General features: G+C 32.4%; 16 protein-coding genes and 1 tRNA gene. 8 read left to right on the forward strand and 9 right to left on the reverse strand.

Annotated elements, in window-relative coordinates:
• Positions 1 to 83 precede the first annotated feature (83 nt).
• Positions 84 to 740 (reverse strand): hypothetical protein, encoded by a 657-nt coding sequence (locus OU788_RS00650; protein ID WP_274633362.1) that lies wholly within the window; start codon positions 738 to 740, stop codon positions 84 to 86.
• A gap of 232 nt (positions 741 to 972) precedes the next feature.
• Here OU788_RS00650 and mce point away from each other — a divergent pair, with 232 nt between their 5' ends.
• The 5 genes from mce to truB all read left to right on the forward strand — a co-directional run bounded on the left by mce (position 973) and on the right by truB (position 4,100).
• Positions 973 to 1,395 (forward strand): methylmalonyl-CoA epimerase, encoded by a 423-nt coding sequence (gene mce, locus OU788_RS00655; RefSeq protein ID WP_274633363.1) that lies wholly within the window; start codon positions 973 to 975, stop codon positions 1,393 to 1,395.
• A gap of 91 nt (positions 1,396 to 1,486) precedes the next feature.
• The gene (locus tag OU788_RS00660) at positions 1,487 to 2,365 is read left to right on the forward strand and encodes a cell division protein FtsX (RefSeq protein WP_274633364.1); all 879 of its coding nucleotides are present in this window, start codon (positions 1,487 to 1,489) and stop codon (positions 2,363 to 2,365) included.
• An 11-nt stretch (positions 2,366 to 2,376) separates the two neighbouring features.
• The gene (locus OU788_RS00665) at positions 2,377 to 2,619 is read left to right on the forward strand and encodes a DUF3098 domain-containing protein (protein ID WP_274633365.1); all 243 of its coding nucleotides are present in this window, start codon (positions 2,377 to 2,379) and stop codon (positions 2,617 to 2,619) included.
• 2 nt (positions 2,620 to 2,621) lie between these two features.
• Positions 2,622 to 3,416, forward strand: a complete 795-nt coding sequence (locus OU788_RS00670) for an undecaprenyl-diphosphate phosphatase (RefSeq protein WP_274633366.1) — start codon at positions 2,622 to 2,624, stop codon at positions 3,414 to 3,416.
• Complete coding sequence (gene truB / locus OU788_RS00675; RefSeq protein ID WP_274633367.1) at positions 3,417 to 4,100, forward strand: tRNA pseudouridine(55) synthase TruB; 684 nt, start codon at positions 3,417 to 3,419, stop codon at positions 4,098 to 4,100.
• On the opposite strand, the gene OU788_RS00680 is transcribed toward truB, so the two are convergent.
• From OU788_RS00680 to OU788_RS00690, 3 genes are all read right to left on the reverse strand, one after another.
• Entirely contained in the window at positions 4,095 to 4,574 is a 480-nt protein-coding gene (locus OU788_RS00680; RefSeq protein ID WP_274633368.1) for an ABC transporter ATPase, read from the reverse strand. The genes truB and OU788_RS00680 overlap by 6 nt on opposite strands.
• Before the next feature lie 90 nt (positions 4,575 to 4,664).
• Positions 4,665 to 5,255, reverse strand: coding sequence for a thioredoxin family protein (locus OU788_RS00685; RefSeq protein ID WP_274633369.1), 591 nt, complete (start codon positions 5,253 to 5,255; stop codon positions 4,665 to 4,667).
• Positions 5,256 to 5,365: 110 nt separating this feature from the next.
• Positions 5,366 to 6,331 carry an NAD-dependent epimerase/dehydratase family protein gene (locus OU788_RS00690; protein WP_274633370.1) on the reverse strand — a complete coding sequence of 322 codons (966 nt, stop codon included), beginning with the start codon at positions 6,329 to 6,331 and terminating at the stop codon, positions 5,366 to 5,368.
• Between the two features lie 184 nt (positions 6,332 to 6,515).
• Here OU788_RS00690 and OU788_RS00695 point away from each other — a divergent pair, with 184 nt between their 5' ends.
• On the forward strand, positions 6,516 to 7,040 hold the full coding sequence (locus OU788_RS00695; RefSeq protein ID WP_274633371.1) for a hypothetical protein: 525 nt from the start codon (positions 6,516 to 6,518) through the stop codon (positions 7,038 to 7,040).
• On the opposite strand, the gene OU788_RS00700 is transcribed toward OU788_RS00695, so the two are convergent.
• From OU788_RS00700 to OU788_RS00720, 5 genes are all read right to left on the reverse strand, one after another.
• Positions 7,027 to 7,497 (reverse strand): regulatory protein RecX, encoded by a 471-nt coding sequence (locus OU788_RS00700; RefSeq protein ID WP_274633372.1) that lies wholly within the window; start codon positions 7,495 to 7,497, stop codon positions 7,027 to 7,029. The genes OU788_RS00695 and OU788_RS00700 overlap by 14 nt on opposite strands.
• Before the next feature lie 70 nt (positions 7,498 to 7,567).
• Positions 7,568 to 11,032 (reverse strand): efflux RND transporter permease subunit, encoded by a 3,465-nt coding sequence (locus OU788_RS00705; protein ID WP_274633373.1) that lies wholly within the window; start codon positions 11,030 to 11,032, stop codon positions 7,568 to 7,570.
• Between the two features lie 22 nt (positions 11,033 to 11,054).
• Positions 11,055 to 12,239 carry an efflux RND transporter periplasmic adaptor subunit gene (locus OU788_RS00710; protein WP_274633374.1) on the reverse strand — a complete coding sequence of 395 codons (1,185 nt, stop codon included), beginning with the start codon at positions 12,237 to 12,239 and terminating at the stop codon, positions 11,055 to 11,057.
• 11 nt (positions 12,240 to 12,250) lie between these two features.
• The gene (locus tag OU788_RS00715; RefSeq protein WP_274633375.1) at positions 12,251 to 13,600 is read right to left on the reverse strand and encodes a TolC family protein; all 1,350 of its coding nucleotides are present in this window, start codon (positions 13,598 to 13,600) and stop codon (positions 12,251 to 12,253) included.
• A gap of 5 nt (positions 13,601 to 13,605) precedes the next feature.
• A complete protein-coding gene (locus OU788_RS00720; protein WP_274633376.1) occupies positions 13,606 to 14,214 on the reverse strand; it encodes a TetR/AcrR family transcriptional regulator in 609 nt (202 codons plus the stop codon).
• A 126-nt stretch (positions 14,215 to 14,340) separates the two neighbouring features.
• On the opposite strand from OU788_RS00720, the gene OU788_RS00725 reads away from it, so the two are divergent.
• On the forward strand, positions 14,341 to 15,312 hold the full coding sequence (locus tag OU788_RS00725; RefSeq protein WP_274633377.1) for a polyprenyl synthetase family protein: 972 nt from the start codon (positions 14,341 to 14,343) through the stop codon (positions 15,310 to 15,312).
• 53 nt (positions 15,313 to 15,365) lie between these two features.
• Positions 15,366 to 15,439: transfer RNA gene (locus OU788_RS00730), tRNA-Ile, on the forward strand.
• Positions 15,440 to 16,014: the final 575 nt, after the last annotated feature.

A 16,014-nucleotide genomic window follows, 5' to 3' on the forward strand; every position in this document is an offset into this window, starting at 1 on the left:
ATCTTTAACATACCTGTATGTATATAAAATTGAAGAGATACCAATAAATATAAGACATAAATAATACATACTTTATTAACCTATTAATATGGAGGTGTTGGTTTTAACCTATTAGCCCCTGAACTATCTTCTAAATCATCTTGCATTGAATTAAAATTCATTATTCCTGCTTTTTGCGCTTCTTTAGAAACTCTACTTTTGTCATAAGACCAATGATACCCTCTTTTCGCTAAAATAGATTTAAAAGTTGTAGGTGCTCCTTTTTTAGACTTTAACGGATCGAAGGTTACAAACTCTTCACCATCAATAGTTGTCGTTGGCATAAAAATTAGCGTTTGATAACCTGCCGATTTAGATCCAGAATAATTTTCAGGATAAGCAGCCGAAATAATATTAATTCCCGTTAATGGAATTTCTTTTTCTGCACACAAACTCTCTATATACCCCAAGTAATCTTTTAATTGTTGAATTGGATAACTATTTACTCTTGTATCTTCAAATCCTAACGATTTCTCTAATACTTCTTTTCTAGTTTCATCATACGATTCAAGCATGCTTATAATTTCTTTATACTTTAACATGTTTGAAGGTCTTCCTTGATTTGCATAACAAAATGTTCCTTCAGGCACTTGAGATTGCCAATCGTCACAATCACATTTATGATTGATATTATCACATGAAACTGCAACACTCATCATCACAGTTAAAAATAGTAGTTGTAGTAGATTTATTTTTTTCACAAAAAAAGTTTTAAAATTTCTTAAATATAGGAGGTTAATTTTTAATAAAAAAAGCTATTCTTTTAAAAAAACCTCATTAAAAACTATGTTTTCAACCTTTTAACAACACTCACAATACTTACAAAAGGGAAAAACACCCTAAAAGCTTCAATATTTAAACTGTTTATTTTCCGTGTCATATACTCTTGTTTTTTATGAAGCTTTTAAGAAGAGTTTTTTATACTTTTACCCTATGAACAAAATTGAACATATTGGTATTGCCGTAAAGGACCTAGAAAAATCGAATGTTTTATTTGCTTCTCTTTTTGGTGAAGCTCATTATAAAATTGAAGAAGTAGCTAGCGAAGGAGTAAAAACCTCATTTTTTAAATCGGGGCCTAATAAAATTGAATTATTAGAAGCTACCAATCCAGACAGTCCCATTGCAAAATTTATAGAAAAAAAAGGTGAAGGGATTCATCATATTGCTTTTGCGGTTGATAATATAAAAGAAGAAATTAAACGTTTACAAAATGAAGGCTTTATAGTTTTAAACGACCCCGAAGTTTCAGGGCTTAAAAAAGGAGCTGACAATAAATATGTTGCTTTCTTGCATCCAAAAAGCACCAATGGCGTGTTGATTGAATTGTGCCAAGAAATTTCAGAAAACGACTAAAATAAACTATTTCAGCTAGCAATGATAATTGAAGATTGATATTTGAAATTTGATTCACTATCTTGCAACGTCTTAAAATCAGCATGTAACAATGACAACCTCTTTTGATTCTTTTCAAAAACGCCGTTTACAATCTTCATATGTATCAGTAGTAGTGAGTATTGCTCTGGTTCTTTTTATGATTGGTGTTTTAGGGTTAGTTTTATTAAAATCTACCAAAGTTGCCAATCATTTTAAAGAAAAAGTTGTAATGACACTTTTTTTGAAGGACGAAGTAACTGATGAAAGCGTAAAAAAACTGAAAGAATCTATTCAGAAGGAAGCTTTTGTTAATAAAGTAATTTACATTCCTAAAGAAGAAGCAGCCAAAGAATACAAAAAAGATTTGGGTGAAGATTTTTTACAGTTTTTAGGGGATAATCCACTTAAAAATGGAGTTGATATCTACTTAAAAGCAGATTATGTGACTCCAGAAAAAATGACAGAACTTGAAGAAGCCTTTGAAAAAAACAAGTTCGTTGCTGAAGTAAATTACGACAAACCACTAGTACAATTATTAACTAAAAATATTCAACGAATTAGTTTTTGGTTATTGGTATTGAGTGGATTTTTCGGATTAGTTGCCATCATTCTAATCAATAGCTCTATCCGATTGTCTATTTACTCAAAACGATTCAATATTAAAACCATGCAAATGGTTGGTGCTACAAAAAGTTTTATCCGTAAACCATTCATCTGGCAAAGTATCAGGTTAGGATTACTAGGTGCTTTTATAGCTATTAGCGGATTAGCGGTTTTAATTTATTATGTAGACAAGTACATTCCATCTTTAGAGTTGTTTACAGATTATGTAGCGTTAGGTTATGTAGCAGGAGGAATTGTATTAATTGCCTTTTTCATTACATGGATTAGTACTTTCTTTGCCACACAGCGCTTTTTAAACCTACAAACAAACGACTTATACTATTAGTAAACTATTTTATGAAAAAAGATAATTCACCAAATCAAGAATTTTTATTCGGTAAAAGAAATTACATGATTATGTTAATTGGTATTGCCGTAATTGCCTTAGGATTTATTTTAATGGCAGGTGGCGGTAGTGACGATCCTAACGTTTTTAATCCTGATATTTACAACTGGCAAAGAATTCGCTTAGCTCCTACCTTGGTAATTATCGGATTGGGTATAGAAATTTATGCTATTTTTGCCAATCCTAAAAAATAAGCATGGATTTATTAGAAGCGATTATCCTTGGAATTATTCAAGGACTTACTGAATTTTTACCAGTATCTTCAAGTGGACATTTAGAATTAGCCAAAGCTATTTTTGGAGACACCTCTGTTCCTCAAGAAAGTTTAACTTTTACAGTAGTATTACACGCTGCAACTGCACTGAGTACTATTGTCGTATTTAGAAAAGAAATTGCTCAAATTTTCAGAGGTCTTTTCCAATTTAAATGGAACGAAGAAATGCAATTTTCGGTAAAAATCATCTTATCAATGATTCCTGCTGTAGTTATTGGACTTGCTTTTGAAAAAGAATTAGAAAGCTTTTTTGGCGGAAAAATTTTATTAGTAGGATTCATGCTTTTAGTAACTGCTGTATTACTTTTATTAGCAGATAAAGCTAAAAACACCAACAAAAGTGTTTCTTTTAAAAACGCAGTAATTATTGGTATTTCACAAGCTATTGCTATGTTACCTGGTATTTCTCGTTCAGGAGCTACGATTTCAACTTCAGTATTATTAGGTGTAGATCGTACCAGAGCAGCTCGTTTTTCTTTTTTAATGGTGGTTCCATTAATTTTAGGAAAGGTAGCCAAAGACATTTTAAGTGGAGATATTAACTTTCAAAGTTCAGAAATCATACCACTTTCAGCAGGATTTATCGCTGCTTTTATATCTGGATTACTTGCTTGTACATGGATGATTGCTTTGGTTAAGAGAAGTAAATTATCATACTTTTCTTTATACTGCGCTATTGTAGGTTTAATTGCCATTGGCTATTCTTTATTTTTCTAAATGACTGCGGAAGATTACAAAAACGGACAAATTTTATTGATTGACAAACCATTAGAATGGACTTCTTTTCAAGTGGTAAATAAGCTTCGTTGGCATATTCGTAAGCACTTTAATATTAAAAAAATTAAAGTAGGACATGCAGGAACTTTAGATCCGTTAGCTACTGGTTTATTAATCATTTGTACAGGTAAACAAACCAAAAACATTAACGAATATCAAGGTCAGATAAAAGAATACACAGGTACTTTTGTTATTGGTGCTACCACACCTAGCTACGATTTAGAAACTGAAATTAACGAGACGTTTCCTACGGAACATATAACAGAAGAATTACTTCATAAAACTACTGAGCAGTTTCTTGGTAAAATTCAGCAAAAACCACCTATTTTCTCTGCGATTAAAAAAGACGGAAAACGTTTATACGAACTTGCTCGTAAAGGTGAAACTACTGAAATCAAAGCTCGTGAAGTAGAAATCAATGAATTTGAAATCACTAAAATTGATTTACCTAACGTAGAATTTAGAATTGTGTGCAGCAAAGGAACCTACATCCGTTCTATTGCCAACGATTATGGAGAAGCCTTAAATTCTGGAGCACATTTATCCGTATTACGAAGAACCAAAATTGGAGATTTTTCGGTAGACAATGCGCAGAGTGTTGATGAGTTTGTAGAAAGCTTATAAAAATCGATTGTACCAGCTTTCAGTAATAGGTACTTCCCAGTAATTTTCTAATTCGCCTTTTGTTTGTACTAAATTATCAAAAACAACTGTTTTAGCGGACACTGACTTCTTTTTAAGCAATGTTTTAAACTCTTTTACATCTTTGTATTGGATGAACTCTCCTTGCTTAAAACACACGTTCATTTTGTCTAGCAACTCAACTTCATATTCTTGCTGTAGTTGCAAAATAAAAGCAACTTGTTGGTCAATGTCTGTATTGGTTAATTGAGCATCTTCTTCCGCAGAAAAAACAATAAAACGATCGTATTTCAATTCAAAAGAAGCTTTAAAATCAGCATCATCTTGTTTCCATGCTTCTACAAAGCTTTGCAATTTTTCTTTTAATTCGTCAATTTCTTGAGGATAAAATTTTCGGCTTGATGGATATACCCATACTTTGGCTTCTTCTGATAAAGAATTGAATTCTACAAACATATTAATTCGTTATGGGCGCAAAGATACAGAAAACAAATCCCCTTCTTGAATAAAATCAAAAAGGGGAATTATTTATTTTTTTCCTATTTTTTATTGAAGCATAGAGATAATATCTTCTTGTGTATTTTCTCCTTTATTTTTATTGTACCAAACTTGTAAATTTTCTTTAAATTCGGCATCTAAACTTCCATTTTTCGCTTTGTAATCAGCAACCATTTGTGTAGCTACCGTAGGTCTTGGCCCCCATGTATTAATTACTTCTTTCTTTTCATTCAAAGCAATTAATTTTGGAATGGATCTTCCACCGTTGGTTAAAAAAGCATCCATCAACTCTAAGTTTTCATCTCGTAAAACCAATTTAAAATTGATATTCGGATTTTCAGCGGCGATTTTATGAATTACAGGGATGTTTTGTGCTGCATCACCACACCAACCTTCGGTTAACACCAACCAAGTTTGCGGTTCTTTTACATCTTTAATTTTAGCGATGGTTTCTTCAGTAAGTTGAATTGTTTTGTCCAAACGCTTCATACGTTTGTCGTTTAACTTACTGTAGTTTAACAAATCTTCTGACTGATTAGGTCCTGTAGATTTCCCTTCAGTTAACAAAGTACTTACCAAGTTTCTATACTCAGTATATGACAATGCTCTTTCTAAGCTTTCTTCAATAATTTTTTTCATTGGTAGTATATTCTATTGCAAAAATATTTCTTCTATAACACAGAATTCGTAACCTAAGTTACACTTCACTATAAAACTTGAATACCATAGACGAAAGAAAGAATATAACCTTACACCTCAGCTGATTCTTCGGCTTTAGCTTGTAAACTCGTAATAATATCTTTAGTCATTGAGGCTAAATCGAACTGATGTCTCCAGCCCCAATCTTTTCTTGCTGCCGAATCGTCTATTACCTGAGGCCAACTATCAGCAATCGCTTGTCTAAAATCTGGGTTGTACGTAATGGTAAAATTTGGAATGTATTTTTTGATTTCTTCAGCAATTTCTTTTGGTGTGAAGCTAATTGCCGCTAAATTGTATGAAGTTCTTGTTTTAATACTTTCTTCATCCGCTTGCATTAACTGAATGGTTGCATTGATAGCATCATCCATATACATCATTGGCAAGCGAGTGTTTTCAGATAAAAAACATTCGAAAGTACCTTTTTCTAAGGCATCAAAGTAAATATCTACCGCATAATCCGTAGTACCTCCACCTGGTAATGTTTTCCAACTGATAATTCCCGGATAACGAATACTTCTTACATCTACACCGTACTTATCGTGGTAATAATTACACCAATGTTCTCCTGCAACCTTACTAATTCCGTAAACGGTAGAAGGCTCCATAATAGTTTGTTGTGGTGTATTCATTTTTGGCGAAGTAGGTCCAAATGCCGCCATAGAACTAGGCCAATATACTTTTTCTATATGTTTTTCTTTTGCTAACTCTAACACAGCTAACAAAGAAGTCATGTTTAAATCCCAACCTTTTAACGGATACTTTTCTGCTGTTGCAGATAACATAGCAGCCATTAAATACACTTGGTTTACTTTATATTTTTGAATGACACCTAAAATTTGCTCTTGATTTGTAGCATCAATAATTTCAAAAGGGCCAGCACTCATCATTTCTGCATTTCCTTCTCTAATATCTGAAGCTATTACATTATCTTTTCCGTAAATAGAACGTAATTTCTGGGTTAATTCTGTTCCTATTTGCCCGCAAGCTCCTAAAATTAATATGGTATCACTCATTTTTAATTATTCAAAAATATATGCTGGCAAAGTTATTAAATTTAAGATTTCGCAAAAAGTATTTATTCTTTTTTAACTATCTACAATACAGAATGCTAACCTACTGATTTCAAACTTCTAATTTAATTCTACAGTTAATACCAAGTAAAATATGTACTTTTATCACTTTAATTTTTCAAATAAAATGAGTCGTTTTTTATATGTTACCGCTTCGTTAATTCTTTTAGTTTCTTCTTGTCAAAAAAAGGAAGAACAAAAAACAGAATTACCTACAAAAACTGAAATGCATGTTTCGGTTAAGCATTCAGATTACTCAAAAATAAACGACGATTATTTAAAAGAAATTAAACCTTGGAAAGAGTATTTTACCGTTGACGATTTTTTACATGAGTTAAAAAACACGACACCTACTGAAGCTTTAAATAACGCTGTAGAGCTGAAAAAAATATCGAAACAACTAAAGGATAGCTTAAACATTGAAGCACTTAAAACTCCTGCTTTTAAGGCTCGCATTAATGTTTTTGAAAACGAAACGTTACGTTTAGCCGATATGACGTTGATTCCTTCTATTTCTGCTAGTGAAGTGAATAGCCAAGTAGAAAAAATTATTGTGATTTTTGGTAGCGTTAACGATAAAATAAATACTGTGTACGCTAAGAAAAAATTTGATACAGAAATTAATCTGGATAGCTTATTTAAGAATCAATAGTTTTTAACGCTTCGTATACTAAATTACTTTCAAAGCCCCGATACAATAAGTAATCGGCTATTTTCTTTTTTCGCTTAAACTTATTAGTTTCCTTAACCAATGCATTCTTTTTATCAACTAATTCATATAAGGTTTTGATATATTCTTCTTCATCAATTTCTTTCAATGCTGATTTTATATTGTACGTAGATATATCTCGAAACTTTAACTCTCTAACAATTCGTTCTTTTCCCCATTTTTTTATTCTGAACTTTCCTCTTGCAAAACTTCTTGAAAAACGCTCTTCATTCAAAAAGTTATGTTCTAACAAGTGTAATAAAATATGCTCTCTCGCTTCAGGGATTAAACGATATTCTCTTAGTTTCGCTTCTATCTCTTTATGACATCTGTCTTGATATACGCAATAGTGCTCCATCTTTCGCTTAATCTCCTCAACTGTAAAAACCTGTTTATTCATGGTACGAAAATATAAAAAAGGGTTAAAAACGTATCGCTTTTAACCCTTTTTACAGTTAACAAAAAATCAATTATAAAACGCTACGTAGCCACATTTTAAACTTAGTGACTAAGTAGAATAATATTGGTACTACTATTAATGTTAAGAAAGTAGCAATGAATAGCCCGTAAATAACTGTCCATGCTAAAGGCCCCCAGAACACTACGTTATCTCCCCCTACATATATGTGCGGATTTAACTCACTTGCCAATGTAAAGAAGTTAATGTTTAACCCTGTTGCTAACGGGATTAATCCTAAAACCGTGGTAATCGCCGTTAATAATACTGGACGTAAACGTGCTTTACCTCCTCTAATTACGACTTCTCCTAAAGTACGTACATCTACATATTCATCAGGAGCAAGTCCTTGCTCCACCTTTTTACGATCTATTAATAACTGTGTATAATCGAGCAGTACCACTCCGTTATTTACTACAATACCAGCAAGGGAAATAATACCCATCATCGTCATCATAATTACGAATGGTTTTGCCGTAATGATCAACCCTCCAAAAACACCAATTAAGCTCAAGAAAATAGCTAACATGATGATTCCTGGTTTTGAAACCGAATTGAATTGAAATATCAAGATTAAAAAGATTAACCCTAGTCCGCCAAAAAACGCTTTCATTAAGAAAGCCATTTGTTTATTTTGCTCTTCGATTTGCCCTGTATAATCCACTTTTACTGAATCTGGTTTTTCAGTAAACGATTTCATTTCATGCTGAATTTTAGATACAATTGCAGCCGCATCTGTATAACCGGGAGCTAATGCTGAATAAACTGTTACCACCCTTTTAACATCTTTGTGCTTAATGGCGCTAAAACCTGAAGTATTGGTTTGTTCTGCTACTGCAGATATCGGAATTTCTTTAATGGTTCCTGTAGCCATATCTCTAAAAGTGATCTTCTGATTGAAAACAGCACTTTTGTTATATCTATTTTCTTCATTAAAGCGAACGTAAATATCGTAATCATCTCCGTCTTCTTTGTAAACTCCAGCTTTTGAACCAAAAATAGCATTACGTAGCTGATTACCTACTTGCGATGAACTTACTCCTAATTCTCCTGCTTTTTTACGATCAACATTTACCAGCATTGATGGTTTCGATTTGTTTACATCAATCTTTAACTCATCAATACCTGCGATACTTTTAGTGTTGATAAATTCACGCATTTTTTCAGCAGTGGTAATTAATTCTCCGTAATCGTTTCCTTCTAACTCTATATTAATTGGATATCCTACAGGTGGTCCTACAGCTTCTTTTTCTACTGAAATTTCTAATCCTGGATAAATTCCACGTAAAGCCTCGGTTACTTTTCTTTGCAACTCCTTACTATCTGCCCCTTCACGATATTTATATTCACGCATAGACGCCGTTATTTTACCTTTATGCGGCATTTCTGCAGTTGAACCTCCATCAGTTTGCGGATTTCCAGAACCTGCTCCTACTTGAGAAACCGCACTTTCTACCATGAAATTGTACCCATTATTCACATATTCAGGTGCGTTTAATATTTTATACACACGCTCTTCTATATCTTTCATAATCAGATTTGTTTTTTCTATATCGGTTCCTTGCGGATACTCGATATATACAATAATCTGATTCGGAGTATTATCTGGGAAGAATTCTACTTTTGTACGTTGGCTTCCTACTGAAGCTCCAAAACCTCCAAAAGCTATAAATAATAAAACTAATGTTCCTAAAGAAATAATATAAGGTCTCCAACCTTTTAAAGCTAATCGAAGTGTTTTTTCGTACATACGTTCCCAACGTGGCAACACGCTGTTTTGAAAAGCGTTTGCCCAAGGTCTAAGAAACAATCGGTACATCCATAACATAATCGCTGTAAAAATCATTACAGTTCCTAACGCTCGGTAAGTTCCGCCTAAAAATGCTATTAATAATCCTATCACTGCCATTACTGATGATAAGATGATAATACGTCTTAACGGCATGTTTTTATCTTCAACACTCATAAATTGTGATACCAACACTGAGTTAAAGAAAATAGCTACAAATAATGATGAACCTAATACTACAGATAATGTTACAGGGAAGTATATCATAAACTGCCCCATGGTTCCTGGCCACATTCCTAGTGGAATAAATGCAGCCACAGTTGTTGCCGTTGAGATGATAATTGGAAATGCGATTTCTCCAATTCCTTTCTTTGCTGCTTCAATTCTAGGCATTCCTTCATCCATTAAACGGTATACGTTTTCAACAACTACAATACCATTATCTACCAACATACCTAATCCCATAATTAATCCGAAAAGAATCATGGTGTTCATGGTATATCCTAACCAACTCAATATCATTAATGACATAAACATTGACATTGGTATTGCAAATCCAACAAATAAGGCGTTTTTGAACCCTAAGAAGAACATTAGCACTAATACTACTAGGATTACTCCAAAAATGATGTTGTTTACCAAATCATCTACCTGACCAATAGTTTTTGAAGATTGATCGTTAGCGATGGTTATTTTTAAGTTACTTGGAAAAACATTTGCTTTGGCTTCTTCAACAATTTTCTGAATTTTTTCAGCCGCCTCTACCATGTTTTTTCCTGAACGTTTTTTCACGTCTAGCATCACCACAGCTGCTCCGAATTCACGAGCGTACGTAGTTTTATCTTTATCTTTAAAAGAAACCTTAGCAATATCTTTTAAGTAAATAGAATTTCCTTTTTCAGATTTCACAACAAAATCTTGTAACTCTTGCGGATTTTCAATCTCTCCTAAAATACGCACTGTACGTCGTTGACCACTGGCAATTAAATTACCTGCCGACATGGTTAAGTTTCCTCCGTTAATGGAATTGATAACGTCTTGAAAACTTACTTGAGCTGCCATCATTTTGTAAATATCTACCGCTACTTCAACTTCTTTTTCTTCAGCACCACGGATATCTACCTTTTTTATTTCTTGTAAATCTTCTATCTCATCTTCTAAATATTCACCAAATTCTTTTAATTTATCAACAGGATAATCTCCAGAAATATTGATATTTAAAATTGGCATTTCTTCAGAAAGACTCAATTCAAAAACATTCGGTTCTACTTTAGCCCCGTTAAATGTAGGCCAATCTTCACCAGATGTTTCTTGATCTATTTCATCTTTTACCTTTTGTTTTGCTTGATCAACTGTAATGTTTTCATCAAATTCAACTACTACCATCGAATAGTCTTCTTGTGATGTAGAAGTTATTTCAACCACATTACTCACCGTTTTTAGTCTGTCTTCTAACGGATCGGTAATTAGTTTTTCAATATCTTCTGCAGTGTTCCCTGGATATAAAGAACTAACATAAATTTTGGTTTCTTTAATTTCAGGAAAGCTCTCTCTTGGCATACTTAAAAATGCCGAGATACCAGAGATAAATATCATAACCATCATTACATAGATGGTTGTTTTGTTATTTATTGCCCAAGAGGATAAACCAAACTCTTTATCTACTTGTTTTTTTTGTTTTTCAGTCATTAGACGGATAGTTTTTGGTATATTATTTTACTTCTTCTGAAAAAGTTAATATCTTAACTTCTTGTCCGTTTTTAACACTACGCGCTCCTTCATCAATAATTTTTGTCCCACTTTCAATTCCGCTTAAAACTTCAATAATATCTCCTTGTGTTTTTCCAGTAGTTATAATTGTTTGTTTAGCAGTTCCTATTTGATCTTTGATATCTTCTACTACGTATACATATTGCTCTCCGTTAGCATTTTCTGAAATAATACTTTGTGGTATTAGAATTGCCTTTTCGTTAGAATAATCATTGATTTTTAACTTCGCTGTTAAATTTGGCTTGATGTTTCCATCTTTATTAGGAACCTCAACTTCTACTTTAAATGTTCTGTTTGCTGGATTGATAAAGTTACCTGCTTGACGAATTTTAGAAGTCAATTTTTCTCCTAATACAGGAAACTCAACTTCTACATTTTTTCCTTTTTTAATAGACGTAATATAGCTTTCAGGCACATCGGTTTCGATATACATATTTTTCAAGTTTACTATTCTAAAAACTTCTGAACCCATGCCTGGTGCTACCACTGTTCCTTGCTCTTTTATTACATCATCAATTACTCCTGAAAAAGGCGCAGTAATTACCGACTTTGCCAATTGTCTTCTTAACTGACTTACAGCATTGGTTTGTGCTTCATAATTTGTTTTTGCTTGTAAATACTGAATTTCTGATCCTATTTTTTGATTCCATAAACGCTCTTGACGTTTATAGGTTGTTTCTGCTAAAGCTGCTTGCGCTTCAATTTGTGCTAATTGATTAGCCAAACCTCCATCATCAATCTTTGCTAGGGCTTGTCCTTTGTTAACATACTGTCCTTCTTTTACGTAGATACGCGTTAAAAGTCCAGGCATTTCAGGATAAATTAGTACATTTTGTTTTGTTTGAACAGCTCCTTGTAGTTCTAAATAATGGTCGAACACTTCTTCTTTTGCTGAAAGAACAGTGATTAAAGGAACTTTTTTATTGGTATCTAACTCAGATATTTTACTATTTAAAAGTTTAATGTCTTCAGTTAATACTTGTATTTTATCTTCTAATGTTGCTTTTTTCTCTCGAATTTTAGCTAAGTCGTTAGATGCAATTACATCTTGTACCGATTGCTCTTTTTTGCCTCCACAAGAAGCCAAAAGCAATACAATTGCGAATAGTGAATATATTTTTCTCATTATAGTTGATTTTATTTTAGTGGTATATTTAATGCGTTTTCTAACTGTGCTTTTTTGGCTATTACGTTCAACATTGATTGTACATAGTTGTTTTGTTGTGTGTATAGCTGGTTTTGTGCTTGTAACAAATCGAAACTTGAAGAAATTCCTTCAAAAAACTTTACTTGTTGCTTTTTCTCAATGCGCTCTGCTAAGGCTAAATTTTTCTTAGCAGTTTCATAGTTTTCTATTCCTAATTGATATTCGCTCTTAGCAGTTTCAACTTGGAGATTTAATTTTTGCTTCGCTTCTTCTAATCGGATATCAGCATTCTCTAATTCTATTTTAGCTTGCGCTATTCTCGAACTTCTTCCGAAAGAACTAAAAATAGGTACGTTTAAACTTACTCCGAATAAAGAGTAATCATACCATTTTTGGTCGCTATCTAAAAAGTTAAAATCATCTGAGTTTGCATTTGCCCCGTAGTTTATAAAAGCAGATAAACTTGGTAGAGCCTTACTTTGCTCTAACCTCATTAACAAACGCTTACTTTCTCTGTCGTTTTGAGCAATTCTAAAATCAATATGATTATCAATATTAAACTGGCTTGCCAACAAACTTAAATCGGTATTCTCTACAACTAAATTATCTAAAGTAGAGGTTAAAGTTAGCTGAGTATCAATTGAATTTCCTAATGAAACATTCAGCATTTGATATGCTATTTCTTTTAATCGCTCAGCATTTCTTAAATTACTTTCAACATTTCCTAAGGTAATTTGAAGTTGTTCTACGTTTTCCAGCTCTGTTAACCCGTTATCATACGTTTTTTGGGTTTCATCTAAGTTTTTTTCAAGTACAGCTTTATTTCTTTCTAAAATTTCAATTGATTTTTCAGTAACCAAAACATTTCCATAAGCATTAACAACAGCTTCGCGTGTTAATAACTCTGTTTTTACTTTTGCTTGTTCTGAAATTTTCAAGTATGTTTTTGCTGATTGCAGCCCTACTAAATATGACCCGTCAAAAATTAGCTGAGTCAGTGTTACAGAGGCGTTCATGGTTTGTTCTGGGACAAATGTTACTGGTTCAAAAGTACCTGGTTCACCTCCTGTGAACTCTGCTGGTAAAAATGAAACTTGTCGTTTTATCCAGTTTTGATACTCTACTTTTCCATTAATTTGTGGTAAACCAATTGTGGTTGTTTCCCATTTTTTCTTTTTTGCTGCCTCAATATTATTTAAAGAAACTTTGTTCTCGTAACTGTTTTTTATAGCATAATCAATTGCTTCTTGCATTGATAAGCTCATTTCTTTTTCTTGTTCTTGGGCTATAATACTCCCTATAAAAAAGAATATAAATACACTACTTATGTATTTTTTCATTGTTTTTAATTTTGATTCGTAATTTTTAGTTGTTTTTCTAGTTCTTTTACTCCTTTCTCAGTGGCAATTGCTCTGATATGATATTCTAATATCTCATATTCAATTTTCATTATTTCTTGAACTTCGTCTCCATATAATTCGCTTTCAAAAACTCCAAAAACCAAGGTGAAATAAAAATTCACCATTAGCTCTTTGTCAATATCTGCTCTATACAATCCTTGTTCAATTCCTTTGGTTAAATTACTTACAATACAATCTTTAAACATACACACCTCACGTTCCATTAACTTTGCATAGGTTTCTGGATAGTACTTTTTAAGCTGATACATAGGTGATGCTTTTGAATTTTTAAGCATCTCTTTAAAAATTGCTTTTACGGCAAATTCTTCTTCTACAGCATTATAGTTTTGACTTTTAACTGCGTTAATTGTTTCACTAATTGTGTTATGAACTGCCTCAGTACTTACATCTACCAAAGACATTTTATTAGGAAAGTACTTGTATAATGTCTTTTTAGACATCCCAAGCTCTTTCGCTATATCATCCATCGTTGTGCTTTTAAACCCTAAGGTTAAAAACATTTCTCCTGCTTTATTTATAATTTTATTTCTCATAATCGAGGACAAAAATACAACAGGAAACTTTAGAAACAAAAAAAGTTTCCTTGGTTTTAATCTTTTTTTAACACAGACTTACCATTAGAATTTTTGTTTACCGTATTTTTACAAAAATTTTCAGATTTGGACATATTATCATATCAATCAGACTTTATAGCTTATTTAGAATCTCAGAAATTTTCTAGAGAACCTAAAAACCTTTATGAACCAATTGATTATATACTTCAATTAGGAGGAAAAAGAATTCGCCCAATGCTTACTCTTATTGCTGCTGATATTTTTTCAGGCAATTACAAAGAAGCATTACCTGCCGCTTTAGCGGTTGAAGTTTTTCACAACTTTACTTTAGTGCATGACGATATTATGGATGATGCTCCTTTACGTAGAGGAAACGAAACTGTTCATGAAAAATGGGATATCAATACTGCAATTCTTTCTGGAGATGCTATGCTGATTTTGGCATATCAATATTTTGAAAATTATGAGCCTACAGTATTTCAAAAACTAGCACAGTTATTCAGCAAAACTGCTTTAGAGGTTTGCGACGGACAGCAATTGGATGTTGATTTTGAAACAAGAAACGATGTTACCATTGAGGAATACATCAAAATGATCACCTTGAAAACATCTGTTTTAGTTGCTGCTGCGTTAAAAATGGGCGCTATTGTAGCTAAAGCTGACGAAGAACAGGCACAACATTTATATAACTACGGATTAAATTTAGGTATCGCTTTTCAATTACAAGATGATTATTTAGATACTTTCGGAGATCCTGAATCATTTGGAAAACAAGTAGGTGGCGACATTATAGAAAACAAAAAAACCTACTTATACTTAAAAGCGTTGGAAGTTTCCAATCCTAACGATAAAGAAAGTTTATTAAATTTATACAACGAACAAGAAAAAAACAATACAGAAAAAATAACTACTGTTTCTACCATTTTTAGAAACAACAATATTCCTGAAGAAACTTTTAAACTTATTGAATACTACACAAATAAGGCTTTTGAAAGTCTTGAACACTTAAATATTAGTGAGCAACAAAAAGAGGGTTTACGCGTGTTCGGTGAAAATTTAATGAGTAGAAAAGTGTAAAAAAATAGTTATTTATTTAAAAAAGTTTTTATTTTTGCAATCCAAATAAAACAGGTCCTATAGCTCAGCTGGTTAGAGCACCTGACTCATAATCAGGGGGTCCATGGTTCGAGCCCATGTGGGACCACTTAACAAACTCGTAACACACTATAAATAGTACTGTTGCGAGTTTTTCTTTTTTACTAGGGTGCTTCACAGTGTGCTTATAACTCAAAAACAAGCAATTAAACTCTACCTACTAAAATAAAGGTACAAAATTTCAACCAATTTTTTTATCTCTTGGTACAGAAAAATAAAGTTATGATTAATAAACATAGGGGGTATCGTAAAACAAAAATCTTATACACAGGCAAACGCCCTTGAAGGGTTATGTCAGAAGGTCTTATTTATTTTTTGATAACCCATTTTTTAGCTTTAATAATCTAAAAAGAAAAAACTAGTACCCTACAAAAAGTGTATATGCATGCATAAACATTAAACCCAACATAAAAACAATATAATTCCCATCTATTAAATATTGTATTTTTACGGGTATGATGGAGCTTCCTCTCACAACTTCTTAAATTAACTTTAATTAAAAATTATGGATGAAATTGAATCTTGTTTAAAAAAAATAACAACTGAATACCCAAAAAAATGGGAAGACCTTGACCGATGTATTAAATGCATGATACCACACAAACAAGATTGCCCTTTTGACAC

The sequence above is a fragment of the Tenacibaculum sp. L6 genome (genome assembly GCF_028823685.1).
Classification (GTDB): Bacteria; Bacteroidota; Bacteroidia; order Flavobacteriales; family Flavobacteriaceae; genus Polaribacter.

Excerpts from the sequence above, each read along its gene's own strand:
- mce (WP_274633363.1), top strand. The coding sequence starts at position 973 with ATGAACAAAATTGAACATATTGGTATTGCCGTAAAGGACCTAGAAAAA.
- OU788_RS00660 (WP_274633364.1), top strand. The coding sequence starts at position 1,487 with ATGACAACCTCTTTTGATTCTTTTCAAAAACGCCGTTTACAATCTTCA.
- OU788_RS00665 (WP_274633365.1), top strand. The coding sequence starts at position 2,377 with ATGAAAAAAGATAATTCACCAAATCAAGAATTTTTATTCGGTAAAAGA.
- OU788_RS00670 (WP_274633366.1), top strand. The coding sequence starts at position 2,622 with ATGGATTTATTAGAAGCGATTATCCTTGGAATTATTCAAGGACTTACT.
- truB (WP_274633367.1), top strand. The coding sequence starts at position 3,417 with ATGACTGCGGAAGATTACAAAAACGGACAAATTTTATTGATTGACAAA.
- OU788_RS00680 (WP_274633368.1), bottom strand. The coding sequence starts at position 4,574 with ATGTTTGTAGAATTCAATTCTTTATCAGAAGAAGCCAAAGTATGGGTA.
- OU788_RS00685 (WP_274633369.1), bottom strand. The coding sequence starts at position 5,255 with ATGAAAAAAATTATTGAAGAAAGCTTAGAAAGAGCATTGTCATATACT.
- OU788_RS00690 (WP_274633370.1), bottom strand. The coding sequence starts at position 6,331 with ATGAGTGATACCATATTAATTTTAGGAGCTTGCGGGCAAATAGGAACA.
- OU788_RS00695 (WP_274633371.1), top strand. The coding sequence starts at position 6,516 with ATGAGTCGTTTTTTATATGTTACCGCTTCGTTAATTCTTTTAGTTTCT.
- OU788_RS00700 (WP_274633372.1), bottom strand. The coding sequence starts at position 7,497 with ATGAATAAACAGGTTTTTACAGTTGAGGAGATTAAGCGAAAGATGGAG.
- OU788_RS00705 (WP_274633373.1), bottom strand. The coding sequence starts at position 11,032 with ATGACTGAAAAACAAAAAAAACAAGTAGATAAAGAGTTTGGTTTATCC.
- OU788_RS00710 (WP_274633374.1), bottom strand. The coding sequence starts at position 12,239 with ATGAGAAAAATATATTCACTATTCGCAATTGTATTGCTTTTGGCTTCT.
- OU788_RS00715 (WP_274633375.1), bottom strand. The coding sequence starts at position 13,600 with ATGAAAAAATACATAAGTAGTGTATTTATATTCTTTTTTATAGGGAGT.
- OU788_RS00720 (WP_274633376.1), bottom strand. The coding sequence starts at position 14,214 with ATGAGAAATAAAATTATAAATAAAGCAGGAGAAATGTTTTTAACCTTA.